General features: G+C 66.8%; 9 protein-coding genes. 4 read left to right on the forward strand and 5 right to left on the reverse strand.

Annotated features, from left to right (window positions below; translation table 11 throughout):
• Positions 1-404 precede the first annotated feature (404 nt).
• Both JHD82_RS11180 and uvrA read left to right on the forward strand, forming a co-directional pair.
• Positions 405-1,388, forward strand: coding sequence for a porin (locus tag JHD82_RS11180; RefSeq protein ID WP_012207751.1), 984 nt, complete (start codon positions 405-407; stop codon positions 1,386-1,388).
• Positions 1,389-1,823: 435 nt separating this feature from the next.
• Positions 1,824-7,781 carry an excinuclease ABC subunit UvrA gene (uvrA, locus tag JHD82_RS11185; RefSeq protein ID WP_199136497.1) on the forward strand — a complete coding sequence of 1,986 codons (5,958 nt, stop codon included), beginning with the start codon at positions 1,824-1,826 and terminating at the stop codon, positions 7,779-7,781.
• Positions 7,782-7,784: 3 nt separating this feature from the next.
• Here the strand turns inward: uvrA and JHD82_RS11190 are convergent, their stop codons facing one another.
• Entirely contained in the window at positions 7,785-8,963 is a 1,179-nt protein-coding gene (locus JHD82_RS11190) for an MFS transporter (RefSeq protein WP_012207748.1), read from the reverse strand.
• A 129-nt stretch (positions 8,964-9,092) separates the two neighbouring features.
• Here JHD82_RS11190 and JHD82_RS11195 point away from each other — a divergent pair, with 129 nt between their 5' ends.
• A complete protein-coding gene (locus JHD82_RS11195; protein WP_199136499.1) occupies positions 9,093-10,058 on the forward strand; it encodes a LysR family transcriptional regulator in 966 nt (321 codons plus the stop codon).
• Between the two features lie 22 nt (positions 10,059-10,080).
• On the opposite strand, the gene JHD82_RS11200 is transcribed toward JHD82_RS11195, so the two are convergent.
• The 3 genes from JHD82_RS11200 to JHD82_RS11210 all read right to left on the reverse strand — a co-directional run bounded on the left by JHD82_RS11200 (position 10,081) and on the right by JHD82_RS11210 (position 14,153).
• Complete coding sequence (locus JHD82_RS11200; RefSeq protein WP_199136501.1) at positions 10,081-10,941, reverse strand: hypothetical protein; 861 nt, start codon at positions 10,939-10,941, stop codon at positions 10,081-10,083.
• Positions 10,942-11,123: 182 nt separating this feature from the next.
• Positions 11,124-12,452 carry an MFS transporter gene (locus JHD82_RS11205; protein WP_199136503.1) on the reverse strand — a complete coding sequence of 443 codons (1,329 nt, stop codon included), beginning with the start codon at positions 12,450-12,452 and terminating at the stop codon, positions 11,124-11,126.
• Positions 12,453-12,500: 48 nt separating this feature from the next.
• On the reverse strand, positions 12,501-14,153 hold the full coding sequence (locus JHD82_RS11210; protein WP_199136505.1) for a GMC family oxidoreductase: 1,653 nt from the start codon (positions 14,151-14,153) through the stop codon (positions 12,501-12,503).
• Positions 14,154-14,318: 165 nt separating this feature from the next.
• On the opposite strand from JHD82_RS11210, the gene JHD82_RS11215 reads away from it, so the two are divergent.
• Positions 14,319-15,119: an IclR family transcriptional regulator gene (locus JHD82_RS11215; protein WP_012207743.1), complete on the forward strand. Its 801-nt coding sequence runs from the start codon at positions 14,319-14,321 to the stop codon at positions 15,117-15,119.
• Positions 15,120-15,339: 220 nt separating this feature from the next.
• On the opposite strand, the gene JHD82_RS11220 is transcribed toward JHD82_RS11215, so the two are convergent.
• Complete coding sequence (locus tag JHD82_RS11220; protein ID WP_199136507.1) at positions 15,340-16,626, reverse strand: TRAP transporter large permease; 1,287 nt, start codon at positions 16,624-16,626, stop codon at positions 15,340-15,342.
• Positions 16,627-16,637 lie beyond the last annotated feature (11 nt).

The raw sequence follows: 16,637 nt of genomic DNA on the forward strand, positions 1-16,637 counted from the left end.
TGAAGGCACCCCCTGAGCGGCTTACGCCGCTTCCCCCTCTCTGCTTGCTTCGCAAGGGAGGGGGACGACACCCTCGCGGCGGGGCGGCCCTTGCTTGGTGTCCCTGGCTTTGGGCCGCGCCGGGTTCATGCGATGTGCGTGTTATCGGCCGGAGTTTTTTGCTCTGCATTGATGAAAGCCCATGGCGGTTTGCCGTGGGCTTTTTCTTTGGGTGCTTCTAATGGTTTTCCATGTCATGCCTGTGGCAGCAAAGCATCAGATGGCGCATTTTCAGAGGCGGGCATACATTTTTTGACATGCCCGCACCTAGAATCCGCAGCAGCCGCAAATGGCACTGATCTAGAGCCGGAGTCGGCCCTGAGATTTCAAGAATACCCACTCAACAATCCCAAGGAGATGCCGAGATGATCAAGATGAACCGCGTAGCCCTGGCCGTGCTGGCCGTGCTGGGTTCCACCACCGTGATGGCGCAAAGCAGCGTGACGATTTATGGCCGTATCAACACGACCGTCGAACGCGAAAAGATCGGTGACCAGACCGTCAACAAGATGGAGAACAACTCCTCGCGTTGGGGCATGCGCGGTGTCGAAGATCTGGGCGGCGGCCTGAAGGCCGGCTTCGTGCTGGAAAGCGGTTTCGCTTCCGACACCGGCATGGGTTCCTCCTCCACGGGCGCGCTGACCTTCGGCCGCCAGAGCGAAGTGAACCTGTCGGGCAGCTTCGGCAAGATCCGCATGGGCAACTTCTTCCCCGGTTCGTACTTCGCCACGGCCGACTACGTGAGCATGCACAACCATGACACGGGTACCTCGTCCGACGCGCTGTACTTCGATCCCGTCTGGTTCGCCAGCGGCCTGGGCACCGCCAACAAGATCTCCTACACCACCCCCAACATCGGTGGCCTGACGGTCGAAGGCTCGGTCTCCATGCACGAGAAGGCCACGCCCGCCCGCAAGAACGGCTATGACCTGGCCGTCAACTACGACGTGGGCCCTCTGGCCCTGGGCGCCGGCTACAGCCAGGTGGACGAAGACAAGCAGGCCGCCTTCCGCGCTGCCTACACCTTCGGCCAGTTCGTGGTCGGTGGCTACTACCAGCGCAACGACGAGCAGATCCGCGGCACGCGCAACAACTTCCGTCTGTCGGGCATGTACACCCTGGGCGCTTCCGAGTTCCACGTGAACCTGGGCCACGCCAACAAGTGGAGCAACATTGCCGACTCCGGCGCCAACCAGTGGACCCTGGGCTACAACTACAACCTGAGCAAGCGCACCAAGGTCTACGGCTACTACACCAAGGTGGACAACAAGGCCGGCGCCAACTACATGACCGGTGTGAAGGGCGCGGACTTCTCCTCCTTCGCGCTGGGCGTGCGTCACGCATTCTGATCGCCGCGCGGCGTAAGCCGCGAGCAAAGCAGGTCTGTTCCAATCAGCACCTGCCTGCCACATCAGGCCTCGTACCGAAAGGTACGGGGCCTTTTTGTCTGGGCTCGTCTTTTCAAAGCCTGATCAAGGAAAAAACCATGAGGATCATCGCGGCCGGTTGCCTGGCCTTTGTCGTCGTCTCGCTGCTGGCCGTCACCCAGGTGAAGGGTGCGCCGGGTGAGCAGGCCATGCCTGCCTCCGTGCAGATGGCCAAGTAAGCCCTCGGCAAGAGGCACGAGCCCCGGACTGGTTCCGGGGTTTTTTTATGGTCGCGCGGATGCGTCGAGGGGGTATCTTTTTGTTTAACCTGTATAAAAATACAGGTATTGAGAAGCGTCTGATGCCTGACGCATGGACTGCCTAGAATGTTTGGCTCCCACTGACCACAGAACACCCATGACGCACGGTCTGATTCGAATTCGCGGCGCACGCCAGCACAATCTCCAGAACCTGGATCTCGACATCCGTACCGGCGAGCTGACCGTGGTCACGGGGCCCAGCGGCTCGGGCAAGTCCAGCCTGGTGTTCGATACCCTGTATGCCGAAGGCCAGCGCCGCTATGTCGAGACCTTCTCGGCCTACGCGCGCCAGTTCCTGGACCGCATGGACAAGCCGGCCGTGGACCGTGTGGAAGGGGTGCCGCCGGCCATCGCCATCGACCAGACCAACCCCGTCCGCAACTCGCGCTCCACCGTGGGCACGATGACCGAGCTCAACGATCACCTGAAGCTGCTGTTCGCGCGCGCAGCCCAGCTGTTCGACCGCGACACCGCCGTGCCCGTGCGCCACGACACGCCCGACAGCGTGCTGGAGGAGCTGGCCGAGCGTTGCCGGCAGGCCGGTGATCCGCGCATCGCCATCACCTTCCCCGTCGAGCTGCCCGCCAACACCACGGCTGCCGAGGTGGAGCAATGGCTGTCGGCCAGCGGCTTCACCAAGGTCCAGGCCGAGCGCGAGGCCGAGAAGGCCGGCGCGGTGGAGCCTGCCGCCGACGCCAAGGGCAAGAAGGCCAAGGCGGCGCCGCCGCTCAAGGTCAAGATGCTGGACGTGGTGGCCGACCGCTTCCGCCTGGGCAATGTGGAGCGTGCCCGTGTCTACGAGGCCATCGAGGTGGCACTCAAGCGCGGCAGCGGCCACATGACGGTCTATGTGCTGCCTGAATCCGCCGTGGAAGCCGCAGGTGCTCAGCCCACCGAACCCCAGCTGTGGAAGTTCTCGCTGGGCCTGCACTGCCCCGAAAGCGGCCTGAGCTACCAGGAGCCGATTCCCTCGCTGTTCTCCTTCAACTCCGCCGTGGGCGCCTGCGAGGCCTGCCGTGGCTTTGGCCGCGTGATCGGCGTGGACTGGGGGCTGGTCATCCCCAACGACAAGCTCACCCTGCGCACGGGCGCCATCAAGCCCGTGCAGACACCGGCCTGGAAGGAGATCCAGGACGACCTGATGCGCCATGCCGAGGCCGAAGGCATTCCGCGCGACACGGCCTGGGCCAAGCTCACCGATGCGCAGAAAAGCTGGGTGCTGGACGGCTCGCCCAACTGGAACGGCAAGTGGACCCAGACCTGGTACGGCATCAAGCGCTTCTTCGAATACCTGGAGAGCAAGGCCTACAAGATGCACATTCGGGTGCTGCTGTCCAAGTACCGCAGCTATACCGAATGCCCCACCTGCGGCGGCGCGCGCCTGAAGACCGAAAGCCTGCTGTGGCGCCTGGGCGGCAAGCAGGCCGCCGATGCCGTGCTGCCGCCCGGCGACGAAGGCCGCTACCGCCGCTTCATGCCGAAGGGCGTGGCATGGAGCCGCGAGCAGCTGGACGCGCTGCCGGGCCTGTGCCTGCACGACCTGATGCAGCTGCCCCTGGTGCGGCTGCGTGACTTCTTCCAGCAGCTGGCGCCGGCAGTCGACGCCCCATTGCATGACGGCGAGGCCCAGGCCCTCAAGATGCTGCACGCCGAAATCATGGCGCGCGTGCAGTACCTGTGCGACGTGGGCATCGGCTACCTCACGCTGGACCGCCAGAGCCGCACGCTGTCGGGCGGCGAGGTGCAGCGCATCAACCTGACCACGGCCCTGGGGACCTCGCTGGTCAACACCCTGTTCGTGCTCGACGAGCCCAGCATCGGCCTGCACCCGCGCGACATGGAACGCATCACCGAGGCCATGCAGCGCCTGCGCGATGCGGGCAACACCCTGGTCGTGGTCGAGCACGACCCGGCCGTGATGTTCGCCGCCGACCGCATGATCGACATGGGCCCCGGCCCCGGCGCGCGCGGCGGCCAGATCGTGTTCGACGGCACGCCCGAGGACCTGCGCCATGCCGACACGCTGACCGGCGCCTACCTGGGTGGCCGCAAGCAGGTGGGCTTCGGCCTCAAGCGCATGGTGACCGAGTCCACGCCACGCCTCATCCTCGAAGGCGCGCGCGAGCACAACCTGCGCGGCATCGACGTGGACTTTCCGCTGCAGCGCCTGGTCACCATCACCGGCGTCAGCGGCTCGGGCAAGTCCACGCTGATCCAGGATGTGCTGGTGCCCGCGCTGATGCGCCACTTCGGCAAGCCCACGGATGCGGCCGGCGCCTTCGAGCGCCTGCTGGGCGCCGACCACCTGAGCGACGTGATGTTCGTGGACCAGTCGCCCATCGGCAAGACGGCGCGCTCCAATCCGGCCAGCTACGTGGGCGCCTGGGACTCCATCCGCGAGCTGTTCGCCATTGCGCCGCTGTCGCGCCAGCGCGGCTACACGGCCGCCAAGTTCAGCTTCAACAGCGGCGACGGCCGTTGCCCCACCTGCGGCGGCTCGGGCTTCGAGCATGTGGAGATGCAGTTCCTCTCCGACGTCTACCTGCGCTGCCCCGACTGCAACGGCACGCGCTACCGCCCCGAGATCCTGGAAGTCACGATCGAGCGCCACGCGGCCGGCGAGCTGCAGCCGCGCAAGCTCAACGTGGCCGATGTGCTGGAGCTCACCGTGGCCGAGGCGGCCCTGCTGTTCGCCCAGGACCGCGAGGTCATCCGCGCCCTGCAGCCCATCGTCGATGTGGGCCTTGAATACGTGAAGCTGGGCCAGCCCGTGCCCACGCTGTCGGGCGGCGAGGCCCAGCGCCTCAAGCTCGCGGGCTTCCTGGCCGAGGCTGCCAAGTCCCAGGCCAAGTCGAAGCAGGCGCTGGCCAAGAAGGGCACATTGTTCCTGTTCGACGAGCCCACCACGGGCCTGCACTTCGACGACATCGCCAAGCTCATGCGCGCGCTGCGCAAGCTGCTGGAGGCCGGGCATTCGCTGATCGTCATCGAGCACAACCTCGACGTGATCCGCGCCAGCGACTGGCTGATCGACCTCGGCCCCGAAGGCGGCGACGGCGGCGGCGCCATCGTGGCCCAGGGCACGCCCGAGGAAGTGCGCCAGATTCCCGGCTCGCACACGGCCCAGGCGCTGCGCGAGTACGACCTGGCCATGGGCGTGGGCGGCGAGGCCGTGCGCGAGGTCGCTCCCATGCTCTACAAGAGCCAGCGCAAGGCGCATGCCATGTCGGGCGCCGCGGCCAGGAATGCCATCGAGATCGTCAACGCCAAGGAGCACAACCTCAAGCAGCTGTCGGTGGAGATCCCGCGCGGCAAGTTCAACGTGGTGACGGGCGTCTCGGGCTCGGGCAAGTCCACGCTGGCCTTCGACATCCTGTTCAACGAAGGCCAGCGCCGCTACCTGGAGTCGCTCAACGCCTATGCGCGCTCCATCGTCCAGCCTGCGGGCCGGCCCGAGGTGGATGCGGTCTACGGCATTCCTCCCACCGTGGCCATCGAGCAGCGCCTGTCGCGCGGCGGGCGCAAGTCCACCGTGGGCACGACCACCGAGGTCTGGCACTTCCTGCGCCTGCTCTACGTCAAGCTGGGCACGCAGCACTGCATCCACGACGGCGCCGCCGTGCAGCCGCAGACGGCGGAAAGCATCGCGGCCCAATTGCTCACGCAGTTCCGGGGCCAGACCATCGGCCTGCTGGCGCCGCTGGTGGTCAACCGCAAGGGCGTCTACACCGAGCTGGCCGACTGGGCGCGCCCGCGCGGCTACACCCATCTGCGCGTGGACGGCGAATTCCTGCCCACCACGGGATTCCCGCGCATCGACCGCTTCAAGGAGCACACCATCGAACTGCCCGTGGCCAGCGTCACCGTCACGGCGGCCAACGAGCGCGAACTGCGCGGCCACCTGGCGCAGGCGCTGGAAACAGGCAAGGGCGTGCTGCATGTGCTGTCCGGCCTGGACAACCTGGCCGATGCCATGGCCGGCGGCCGGAGCACGGCCGGCATCGGCAGCCTGCAGGTGTTCTCCACCCAGCGCGCCTGCCCGGTCTGCGCCACCAGCTATGCCGAGCTGGACCCGCGCCTGTTTTCCTACAACAGCAAGCACGGCTGGTGCCCCGACTGCGTGGGCACGGGCGTCAAGCTCACCAAGGACCAGCGCAAGGTCTATGACGACACCCTGCTGGTCGAGGACAACCGGGGCCGCGAGGTCAAGTTCGAAGGCCAGGAAATCGAAGACCTGGCCGAAGTGACCTGCCCCACCTGCCAGGGCACACGCCTGAACGCCACGGCGCGCGCCGTGCGCTTCCATGGCGTGGGCATTGCCGAGATCGCCCAGCTGTCGGTCAACGACGTGCGCAAATGGGTGCAGGCGCTGGCGATGTCGGGCCGCGAGGCCGATATTGCCCGCGACCTCATCCCCGAGATCCAGAGCCGGCTCGAATTCCTCGAGGAAGTGGGCCTGGGCTACCTGACGCTGGACCGTGGCGCGCCCACGCTTTCGGGCGGCGAGGCCCAGCGCATCCGCCTGGCCGCGCAACTGGGCAGCAACCTGCAGGGCGTGTGCTATGTGCTGGACGAACCCACCATCGGCCTGCATGCGCGCGACAACCAGATCCTGCTCAACGCCCTGCACAAGCTGGGCGACAAGGGCAACACCCTGGTCGTGGTCGAGCATGACGAAGACACCATCCGCCGCGCCGACCACATCATCGACATCGGCCCCAGCGCCGGCATACGCGGCGGCCGCCTCGTGGCCCAGGGCACGGCGGCCGACATCATGGCGGCCGAGGACTCCATCACGGGCCGCTACCTGCTGCACGCCATGCGCCACCCGTTCCAGCCGCGCCGCTGGGTGGGCGAAGGCCAGCCGCCGCAGGCGGCCGCCGAGCTTGCCGCCGTGGCCGAACCGGTGCCGGAACCCGCGCCTGTCAAGGTATCCAAATCCAAAAAGAAGGCCGCGCCTATCGTTGTCGACGCCGAACCCGTCTCCGACGCACTGGGCTGGCTCACCGTGCGCGGCGCCCATTTGCACAACCTGCAGAACGTGGATGCGCGCGTGCCGCTCAAGCGCCTGGTGGCCGTCACCGGCGTCAGCGGCTCGGGCAAGTCCACGCTGGCGCGCGACGTGATGCTGGCCAATGTGGCCGCCTGGGTGGGCCAGCGTGCCACCAAGGCCGGGCGCGATGCCATGGACGCCGGCAAGGCGCCGCCGCTGTCCGGCTGCAAGGGCTTGCAGGGCTTCGAGGGCATAGACCGCGTGCTGGAAGTGGACCAGACCCCCATCGGCAAGACTCCGCGCAGCTGCCCGGCCACCTACATCGGCTTCTGGGACACCATCCGCAAGCTCTACGCCGAAACGCTGGAGGCCAAGGCGCGCGGCTACGCGGCCGGCCGCTTCTCGTTCAACACCGGCGAAGGCCGCTGCCCGGCCTGCGAGGGCCAGGGCATGCGCACCATCGAGATGAGCTTCCTGCCCGACGTGAAGGTGCCGTGCGAGGTCTGCCACGGCGCGCGCTTCAACCCCGAGACCCTGGCCGTCTCCTGGCGCGGCAAGAGCATTGGCGACGTGCTGCAGATGGAGGTGGACGAGGCCGTCGAGTTCTTCGCCAGCATGCCCAGCATCGCCCACCCGCTGCAACTGCTCAAGGACGTGGGCCTGGGCTATCTCACGCTGGGCCAGCCCTCGCCCACGCTGTCGGGCGGCGAGGCCCAGCGCATCAAGCTCGTCACCGAGCTGACCAAGGTGCGCGACGACGTGACCCGGCGCGGCAACAAGGCGCCGCACACGCTCTATGTGCTGGACGAACCCACGGTGGGCCTGCACATGGCCGATGTGGACAAGCTCATCCGTGTGCTGCACCGCCTGGTGGATGCGGGCCACAGCGTGGTCGTCATCGAGCATGACCTGGACGTGATCGCCGAGGCCGACTGGATCATCGACCTCGGCCCCGAAGGTGGCAAGGACGGCGGCCGCATCATCGCGGCCGGCACGCCCGAGGATCTGGTGGCTGCGGGCACGCACACGGGCAAGGCGCTCAAGCCCGTGCTGGCCCGTTGAGCCTCAGGCGCAGGCCACGCCTGCGCTGCGTGCGGAGCCTGCGGGCAGGCGGCTGCTCCAGAAGACCAGCACCAGGCCCACGGCCGTCAGCGCGGCGGCGGCCCAGCCCAGGTTGACCAGGCCCAGGCCACCGGCCAGGGCCAGGCCGCCAACCCAGGCACCCAGGGCGTTGCCCAGGTTGAAGGCCGCAATGTTCAAGCTGGAGACCAGGTTGGCGCCCTGGGGGCCGGCCTGGTCCAGCACGCGCATCTGCATGGGGGCCACCGTGGCGAAGGCCACGACGCCCAGCACGATCACATAGGCCATGGCCACGGCTTGGTTCCCGAAGGCCCAGCGGCCTGCCGCCAGCACCACCATCAGCGCCGCAATGCTCCACACCAGGGCGCGCATCACGCCCCGGTCGGCCAGCTTGCCGCCCAGCAGATTGCCTGCGGCCAGGCCCGCGCCGAACAGCAGCAGGGTCAGCGCCACCAGGCTGTCGCCCATGCGGGTCACCTGGGTCAGCAGCGGCTCCACATAGGTGTAGAGCGCAAACACACCCGCAAAGCCGAAGGCCGTGATGCCCAGGCCCAGCCAGACCTGGCCGTTGGCCAGCACGGCCAGCTCCTGCGCCAGCGGCGTGACCTCGGGGCGGCCCTGGTCGCGCGGGACGAAGGCGGCCAGGATGGCAAAGGCCAGCACGCCGATCGCGGCCACGGCCAGGAAGGCGCTGCGCCAGCCGAACATCTGGCCGATCCAGGCGCCGGCAGGCACGCCGAGCAGGGTGGCCAGGGTCAGGCCCGAGAACATCAGCGCAATCGCCGACGCCTTCTTGTCCACCGGCACCAGTCCCGTGGCCACCACGGCGCCCACGCCGAAGAAGGTGCCGTGGGTCAGCGAGGTCAGCACGCGCGCCGACATCAGCCATTCATAGCTGGGCGCGAACGCGGCGGCCAGGTTGCCGGCGATGAAGATCAGCATCAGCGCCAGCAGCAGGCGCTTGCGCGGCCATTGGCGCGTCAGCAGCGTGAGCACGGGCGCGCCCACGGCCACGCCGATGGCGTAGCCCGAAATCAGCGAGCCCGCCGTGGGAATGCTGATGTGAAGATCCTGGCTGACCTGTGTCAGCAGGCCCATGATGATGAATTCCGTGGTGCCGATGCCAAAGGCACCGGCCGCCAGGGCGAGTAGGGAAAGAGGCATGGACGGATTCCTTGTGATCCTTGGTGTGATGTCCATTAATGTCGCACTGCAACATATCTTTGTGTAGATGGAATAATGGAAACGGATCTGTTCCTGTGTGGAATAGATGACCTCTTTTCAGGAGACGCCATGCCCGCACTTGCCCCACCCACGGCCACCGACACAGGCAACGCCGATGCCAACCGCTTTGCCGAGCTGGAAATGCTGATCCTGGTGGCCGAGCGCGGCAGCCTCTCGGCCGCTGCGCGCCACCTGGGCATCTCGCCCTCGGCCGTCAGCAAGAGCATGTCGCGGCTGGAGGCGCGCCTGGGCGTGCAGCTGCTCCAGCGCAGCACGCGGCGCCTGCATCTCACGCCCGAAGGCTGCCAGCTGTTCGAGCGCGGCAAGCGCGTGCTCGCCGACCTGGAGGAACTGGAGGCCTGCGTGGCCGTGCGCAGCGAACCACGCGGTCTGGTGCGCATCAACACCAGCTCATCGACCGGAAAAATGCTGCTCGTGCCCCTGGTGCCGCAATTGCTGCAGCGCCATCCCGGGCTGAGCCTGGAACTGAGCTTCACGGACCAGATCGTGGACCTGGTCGAGGCCGGTACGGACATCGCCGTGCGCTGGGGTCAGCTTCCGCCCTCGGACATGGTCGCGCGGCTGCTGGGCCACACGCGGCAGGTCATCCTGGCCTCGCCGCAGTACCTGGCCCGCATGGGCAGACCCCTGCATCCAGACGAGCTGGGCCACCATGTGCGCCTGGGCTGGAGCTACCAGCGCGCCATACCGCACTGGCCATTTCTGGTGGACGGCCAGCGCGTGGCCGTCGATATCGGGGAGGTGGTGCGCGTCAACGACGGCGACGTGATGCGCGAGCTGGCGCTGCACGGCACGGGCCTGGCCCGCCTGTCGCTGTACCACGCCTGGGCCGACGTGCTCGCCGGCCGGCTGGTGCCCGTGCTGGAGGAATTCAACACGGGCGACCTGGAACCCATCCACGCCGTCTACCTGGGCAAGCCCGACCGCCTGCCCCCGCGCACGCGTGCCGTGCTCGACTTCCTGCAGCAGCATGTGGACCTGCGGCATGCGGAGCAGCTGCCGGCACTGCGCTGAGGGGGAGCCGGCAGCGGGGGCGTCACTCCTGCTCGGCTGGCAGAGGTGCGGCGTTGAAGGACAGGTTCTCGATGTGCTCGTGCAGCGCGGTATACACAGGCTCCGCAGGCGCCGAATTCTCGTAGACGATGCCCGTGCCCACATCTTGGGGCGTGGTCAGCCGCTTGATGACCAAGCGCTGGTTGGGGCGGTTGCCATTGGTGCTGGACGTGCCCTCACCATCGTTGACGCTGTAAATGAAGCGGTAGCTGCGCAGGATCTGGCCAGAGCTGTTGATCCACACACACAGCGTTTCACCTGCCAGTGCGCCGCGGACCTGGTGCTCGCAGCCGAACAGGCTATCTCCGCTGGTCATGAGGCCGTTGCCGTTGGAAGTGGCGCTGGTCTGGCGTGTCAATTCCACGCCCAGGGTCTGAAGCCCCTCGGAACCGATTGAAGTCATGGTCCAGATGCCCCGCAGACTGGATGCCACGGCGGGGTAACCGAAGTTGAAACGCGAAATCGCCACTTCACGCTCTCCGGGCAGCGTGATGAATCCCGAAACGCCACTTGTGAATCGCATGCTGACCTGGCCCATATTCCGGTCTTCTGTGCCCGACAGAGGGCCGCTGCCCAGATAGCGGCCACCCGTATAGCGCATCAGTGGCGCTGAAAAACGGTTGTTGGTCAAGGCGCCCGACGTCATGTAGAAGCTCGGCTGCCCGCTGGGCTCGTAGGCATACATCTGCATGACCAGGGTACCGTTCTGCGCATCAAGGGCCAGCCCGCGACCCGGCTTGCCGTTGAGTTCAGAAGTCACAACCCAGGTGCCATTGCTGGGCATGAATGCATGCGCCAGGCCGCAGCCCAGCAAGATGGCTGCTGCCAATGTTTTCTTGAACATGGTCCCTCTCTGTCTGATTAAGAAAATGCATGGGCATTCTAGCCATCGTCTTTACAAAGAGAAACAGTGCGATGGTTTTGAGTGGTTTTTGCTGGAGTCCCTGAAATGGGTTCGTACGCCGGCAATGTGTGTTTTCCGGCGTGCGTATTCAACTTTCTTGAAAGCGCCCGGATTCCATCCATTCACAGACCTGCCCTGGCATTGCCCACGGGCCGAAAGGCGCGGGCTCCCTGTCCATCCCGACCAATCGCCCAGGCACACCAGGCCGATACCGCGCCCGCAAACACCACATACAGGCACACCAGCCATGGACTGCCACCGGCCGTCTTGACCAGCGCCGTCGCAATGATGGGCGTGATGCCGGACGCGAAGATCCCCGAGAACTGGTAGACGAAGGAAATGCCGGTGTAGCGTACCTTGGCGTCGAACAGGTCGCAGAAGAGGGCGGCTTCGGGACCGTAGACCGCCGCGTAGAGAATGCCGAAGGGCACGACGATGGCGATCCATATCAGCAGCACATTGCCGCCGCTGTGGGCCATGAGCCAAAAGGCCGGGAAGGCAGAGACTGCGGTGATCAGTGATCCCCACAGATACACGCGGCTGCGGCCCAGGCGGTCGGACAGGCGGCCGAACAGCGGAATCGTGAAGCACATCACCACGGCGGCGACCATCACGCCGATCAATGCATCGGTGCGGCTGATCTGCAGGGTGGAGGTCAGGTAGCTGATCGAGAACACGCCGAAGACGTTGAAGAAAACGCCGTCGATATAGCGTGCGCCCATGCCCTTGAGCACATTGCCCGGATAGCGCCGCATCATGTCCATGAAGGGAATCGCGGTCTCGGCATTGCGTGCCTTGACGGCCGCGAATTCGGGCGTCTCCTTCACATGCAGGCGGATGTACATGCCCACCGCCACCATCAGGCCCGAGATCAGGAACGCGACGCGCCAGCCCCAGGCCATGAATTGCTCTTCGGTACACAGCCAGGACAGCAGGGCCACCACGCCCGAGGCCATGAACAGGCCGATGGCCAGGCCCACCTGGGGCAGGGAGGCATAGAAGCCCCGCTTTTCCTTGGGCGCGTATTCGTAGGCCATGAGCACGGCGCCGCCCCATTCGCCGCCCAGGCCTATGCCCTGGGCCACGCGCAACAGCAGCAGCAGCACGGGGGCGGCCACACCGATCTGGGCATGCGTGGGCAGCAGGCCGATCAGGAAGGTGGACACGCCCATGATCATCAGCGTGACCACCAGGATGCTCTTGCGCCCCACGCGGTCGCCGAAGTGCCCGAAGATCACCCCGCCCAGCGGCCGCGTGACGAAGCCCACGGCAAAGGTGGTGTAGGCCAGCAGGGTGGAGATCAGCGGATCGTCGCTGGGAAAGTACAGCTTGCTGAACACGATGCCGGCGACCACGCCGTACAGGAAGAAGTCATACCACTCGATGGTTGCGCCGATGAGCGCGGAGGTCACCACCTTGCGGATGACCCTGGGATCGGTTGCCGTCGTCATGCTGTCTCCTGGTTGTCTGTCGCATTGCCGGGATGCAGGAACGGGCAGTCATGCGACCTTGAGCTGCCCTGTCTCTCCGTGCCTGTCTTCGCGAACCATGTCGGCGGCCTTCTCGGCCATCATCACCACGGGCGCGTTGGTGTTGCCCGAGACCAGGGTGGGCATGACCGAGCAATCGACCACGCGCAGGCCGGCCATGCCGTGCACGCGCAGCCGCGCATCGACCACGGCCAGTGCATCGGCGCCCATGCGGCAGGTGCCGCTGGGGTGGAAGATGGTGGCGCCGTGGTTGCGGCAGAACTCCAGCAGCTCCGCATCGCTGTGTGCATCGGGGCCGGGCTTCACCTCCCGCTTCACGAAGGGGCGCATGGCCGGCGTGTCGGCAATGGCCCGTGCCGCGCGCACGGCCGCCACATTGGTGCGGCGGTCCAGGTCGGTGGCCAGGTAGTTGGGCTGGATGGAGGGCGGCTCGAAGGCATCGCGCGAGCGGATGCGCAACTGCCCGCGTGACTCGGGTCGCAGCTGGCAGACCGACATGGTGAAGCCCGAGTACGGATGGACCTGGCCGCCCGCCATGTCGGCCGACAGCGTGGAGACGTGGAACTGGATGTCGGGTGTGGCGGCCACGGGCCGGCCCTGCTCTTCCCTGAGCGCACGCATGAAGCAGCCGCCCTGGTTGATGCCCACGGCCAGCGCGCCCGAGCGGAACAGCAGCCATTCCAGCCCCAGCTTTGTCCTGCCCACCCAGGAATTGAGCTGGTCATTGGTGGTGATGGGCTGGCTGCATTCGTAGCCCAGGCGGATCTGAAGATGGTCCTGCAGGTTCTCGCCCACGCCCGGCAGATCGTGCACCACGGGAATTCCCAGGGACTGCGACAGCGCGGCCGGGCCTATGCCCGACAGTTGCAGCAGCTGCGGCGACTGGATGGCGCCTGCCGACAGAATCACCTCGGCCCGCGCCTGGGCCTGGCGCTCCTGCCCGCCTTGCCGGTAGCGGATGCCGGTGGCGCGCCGGCCGCACAGCACCAGCTGCGTGGCCATGGCGTCGGTTTCAATGCGCAGATTGGGGCGGCGCCGGGCCTCGCCCAGATAGGCCTTGGCCGTGCTGCAGCGCAGGCCCTTGTGGGTGGTGAGCTGGTAGTAGCCTGCGCCCTCCTGGTCGCGGCCGTTGAAGTCCTCGGTGCGGGGCACGCCGACCTGGCCTGCCCCGGCAATGAAGGCCTCGATCAGCGGATGCTGTGCGCCGATGTCCGAGACCTTGAGCGGCCCGTCCGCGCCATGGCCCGGGAAGGCGCCGCGCGCATTGCCTTCGGACTTCACAAAGTAGGGCAGCACCTCCTCATACGACCAGCCCGCATTGCCCAGCGCCGCCCAGTGGTCGTAGTCCTCGCGCTGGCCGCGCACGTAGATCAGGCCGTTGATCGAACTGCTGCCGCCCAGCGTGCGGCCGCGCGGCCAGTAGATGCGCCTGCCGTTCATGTTGGGGTCCGGGTCGGTCTCGAACTTCCAGTTGTAGACGGGGCTCCACATGGTCTTGCCGTAGCCGATGGGCAGGTGGATCCAGGGCGAGCGGTCCGGCGGGCCGGCCTCCAGCAGCAGCACCCGCGTGGCCGGGTCCTCGGACAGGCGCGCGGCCAGTACGCAGCCGGCAGAGCCTGCTCCCACGATCACGTAGTCATAGCTGTCGATGGGGTCCGGCATGCGGTGGCTCCTTTTGAGTTTCTTTTGAAGGAACTTTTTGTTCCTTTGAGTGAAACTTATTCGTTGCCGCCGTGGACTGCAACCCCGCGCAAACCCTTGTCGTCCCCTGGCGATCAGGCATGATCGAAAGCGTTTCCGGCCTTCCACACGACACGACACCGCCCCATGCCGCCATCCCTTGCCAGCGCTGCCCCGGACCCCACCCCTGCACGGCAGGACGAAGCGAACTCGGTCTCCGATCGCTCCCTGGCCGTGCTCGATTTCGTGACCCAGGCCGAGGCCCCGCCGGGCCTCATGGACATCGCAGCCGCGCTCAACCTGCCCAAGGCCACGGCCTCGCGCCTGTGCTCCCACCTGGAGGCGCGGCAATGGCTGCTGCGCCATGAGGGTGACCGCAGCTTCTCCCCGGGCCCCAAGCTGCTGAGCCTGGCGGTGCGCGCCCTGCAAGCCGACCCGCGCCAGGCCCTGCGCCATGAGCTGCTGTCCCAACTGGTGGCCCGTCTGGGCGAGACCTGCAACCTCACCGTGCTGGACGGCACGCGCGTGCGCTACCTGGACCGTGTCGAGACCCACTGGCCGCTGCGCATCCAGCTGGAGGCCGGATCGATGGTGCCCATCCACGCCACGGCCAGCGGCAAGCTGTTCCTGGCCCATATGCCTGCGGCCCGGCGCGCCGCCATCCTGGACAGCGTGGAACTCACCGCCTGCACGGCCAACACGCTGACCACGCCCGAGGCGCTGGCGCAGGAGTGCGCGCGCATCGTGCGTGAAGGCCACTCCTGCGACCGCGAGGAATTCATGCGCGGCATGATCGCCGTGGCCGTGCCCGTGCGCGATGCCAAGGGCCAGTGCCGCGCCACGCTGGCCGTGCATGCGCCCGAGGCGCGCATGCCGCTGGCGCAGGCGCTGGAGGGCCTGCCGCACCTGAAGGAAACGGCCCAGCGCATGGCCGGCCTGCTCTTCTGAGGCGTTGGGCACCCCGGAAAAAAGGCCCCCACGCTACCCTTGCTGCGCAAGGTCCGCTGCCCCCCAGGGGGGCGCTTTTTGCCTTGGGGCGGCCCGGCGGCAAAATAAGGCCCCCACGCTACCCTTGCTGCGCAAGGTCCGCTGCCCCCCCAGGGGGCCGCTTTTTTCCTTGGAGCGGCCCGGCGGCAAAAAAAAGGGCCTCACTCGGAGGCCCTTGTCGTCACTGGAAGCCCAGCGTATGCGGCAACCAGGTGGACAGCGCGGGGATGAAGGTCAGCAGGCACAGCACCACGAAGTGCGCCAGCAGGAACAGCGGCATCTCGCGCGTGAGATCGGTGATGGACACGCGCGTGGCCACCGAGGTCACGAACAGCAGCCCGCCCACGGGCGGCGTGATCATGCCCAGCGTCAGGTTCACGATCACCACCATGGCGAAGTGCGTGGGATCGATGCCCAGGCTGAACGCAATGGGCGCCAGGATGGGCACCAGGATCATCACGCCGGGCAGCGGCTCCATGAAGATGCCGAACACCAGCAGCAGGATGTTCACCGCGATCAGGAACAGGGTGGGCGACAGCTCCCAGCTCACGATCAGCTCGGACAGGTACTGCGGAATGCCCTCCACCGTCAGCACCCAGGCAAAGGCGGCCGAAGTCGCCATCACCAGCAGCACCGAGGCCGTCAGCATGGCCGAGCGCGCCGCAATGCCCGGCAGCGCCGACCACTGCAGCGTGCGGTACACCCACTTGCCGCAGACCAGGGCGTAGAACACGGCCACCACCGACGCCTCGGTGGGCGTGAAGATGCCGAAGCGGATGCCCACCACGATGAGCACGATCAGCATCAGCGCGGGAATCGCCTTGACGCTGTTGATCCACATCGTGCGGCCGTCAGGGCGCGGCTCGGTGGAGCGGTAGTCGCGCTTCCTGCACACCCACCAGTTCACGGCGGCCATGGCCAGCGCGATCAGGATGCCGGGGATGAAGCCGGCCATGAACAGCCCGCCCACCGACACGTTCTCATCCTGCAGCGCGTAGATGATCATGCTCACCGACGGCGGAATGATGGGCCCCACGATGGCCGTGCTGGCCGTCAGCGCCGCCGCGTAGGAGCGCGCGTAGCCGGCCTTGTCCATCATCTTGACCATCATCGAGCCGGGGCCGGCCGCATCGGCCAGGGCCGAGCCCGAAATGCCCGAGAACAGCGTCAGCGACAGCACATTGGCATAGCCCAGGCCGCCGCGCAGATGGCCCACGAACTGCGCGGCAAAGCGCAGCAGCACATGCGTGAGCGCCCCGCCCGACATCAGCTCGGCCGCCAGGATGAAGAAGGGCACGGCCATCAGCGGAAAGCTGTCTATGCCCGTGAACATCTCCTTGAACACGATGAGTTGCGGATAGCGGCCCCCCACGAAGACGGCCAGCGCAGCGGAGATCGCCAGCGCGAAGGCCACCGGAAAGCCCAGCGTGAGCAGGACGACGATGGCGATGAAAAGCGTGATACCCATGATGTGTCTGC

Source organism: Delftia sp. ASV31, from assembly GCF_016428765.1.
GTDB classification, from domain to species: domain Bacteria; phylum Pseudomonadota; class Gammaproteobacteria; order Burkholderiales; family Burkholderiaceae_C; genus Comamonas; species Comamonas acidovorans.

Coding starts and splice junctions, on each gene's coding strand:
- uvrA (WP_199136497.1), top strand. CDS start 1,824: ATGACGCACGGTCTGATTCGAATTCGCGGCGCACGCCAGCACAATCTC.
- JHD82_RS11195 (WP_199136499.1), top strand. CDS start 9,093: ATGCCCGCACTTGCCCCACCCACGGCCACCGACACAGGCAACGCCGAT.
- JHD82_RS11190 (WP_012207748.1), bottom strand. CDS start 8,963: ATGCCTCTTTCCCTACTCGCCCTGGCGGCCGGTGCCTTTGGCATCGGC.
- JHD82_RS11215 (WP_012207743.1), top strand. CDS start 14,319: ATGCCGCCATCCCTTGCCAGCGCTGCCCCGGACCCCACCCCTGCACGG.
- JHD82_RS11180 (WP_012207751.1), top strand. CDS start 405: ATGATCAAGATGAACCGCGTAGCCCTGGCCGTGCTGGCCGTGCTGGGT.
- JHD82_RS11205 (WP_199136503.1), bottom strand. CDS start 12,452: ATGACGACGGCAACCGATCCCAGGGTCATCCGCAAGGTGGTGACCTCC.
- JHD82_RS11220 (WP_199136507.1), bottom strand. CDS start 16,626: ATGGGTATCACGCTTTTCATCGCCATCGTCGTCCTGCTCACGCTGGGC.
- JHD82_RS11200 (WP_199136501.1), bottom strand. CDS start 10,941: ATGTTCAAGAAAACATTGGCAGCAGCCATCTTGCTGGGCTGCGGCCTG.
- JHD82_RS11210 (WP_199136505.1), bottom strand. CDS start 14,153: ATGCCGGACCCCATCGACAGCTATGACTACGTGATCGTGGGAGCAGGC.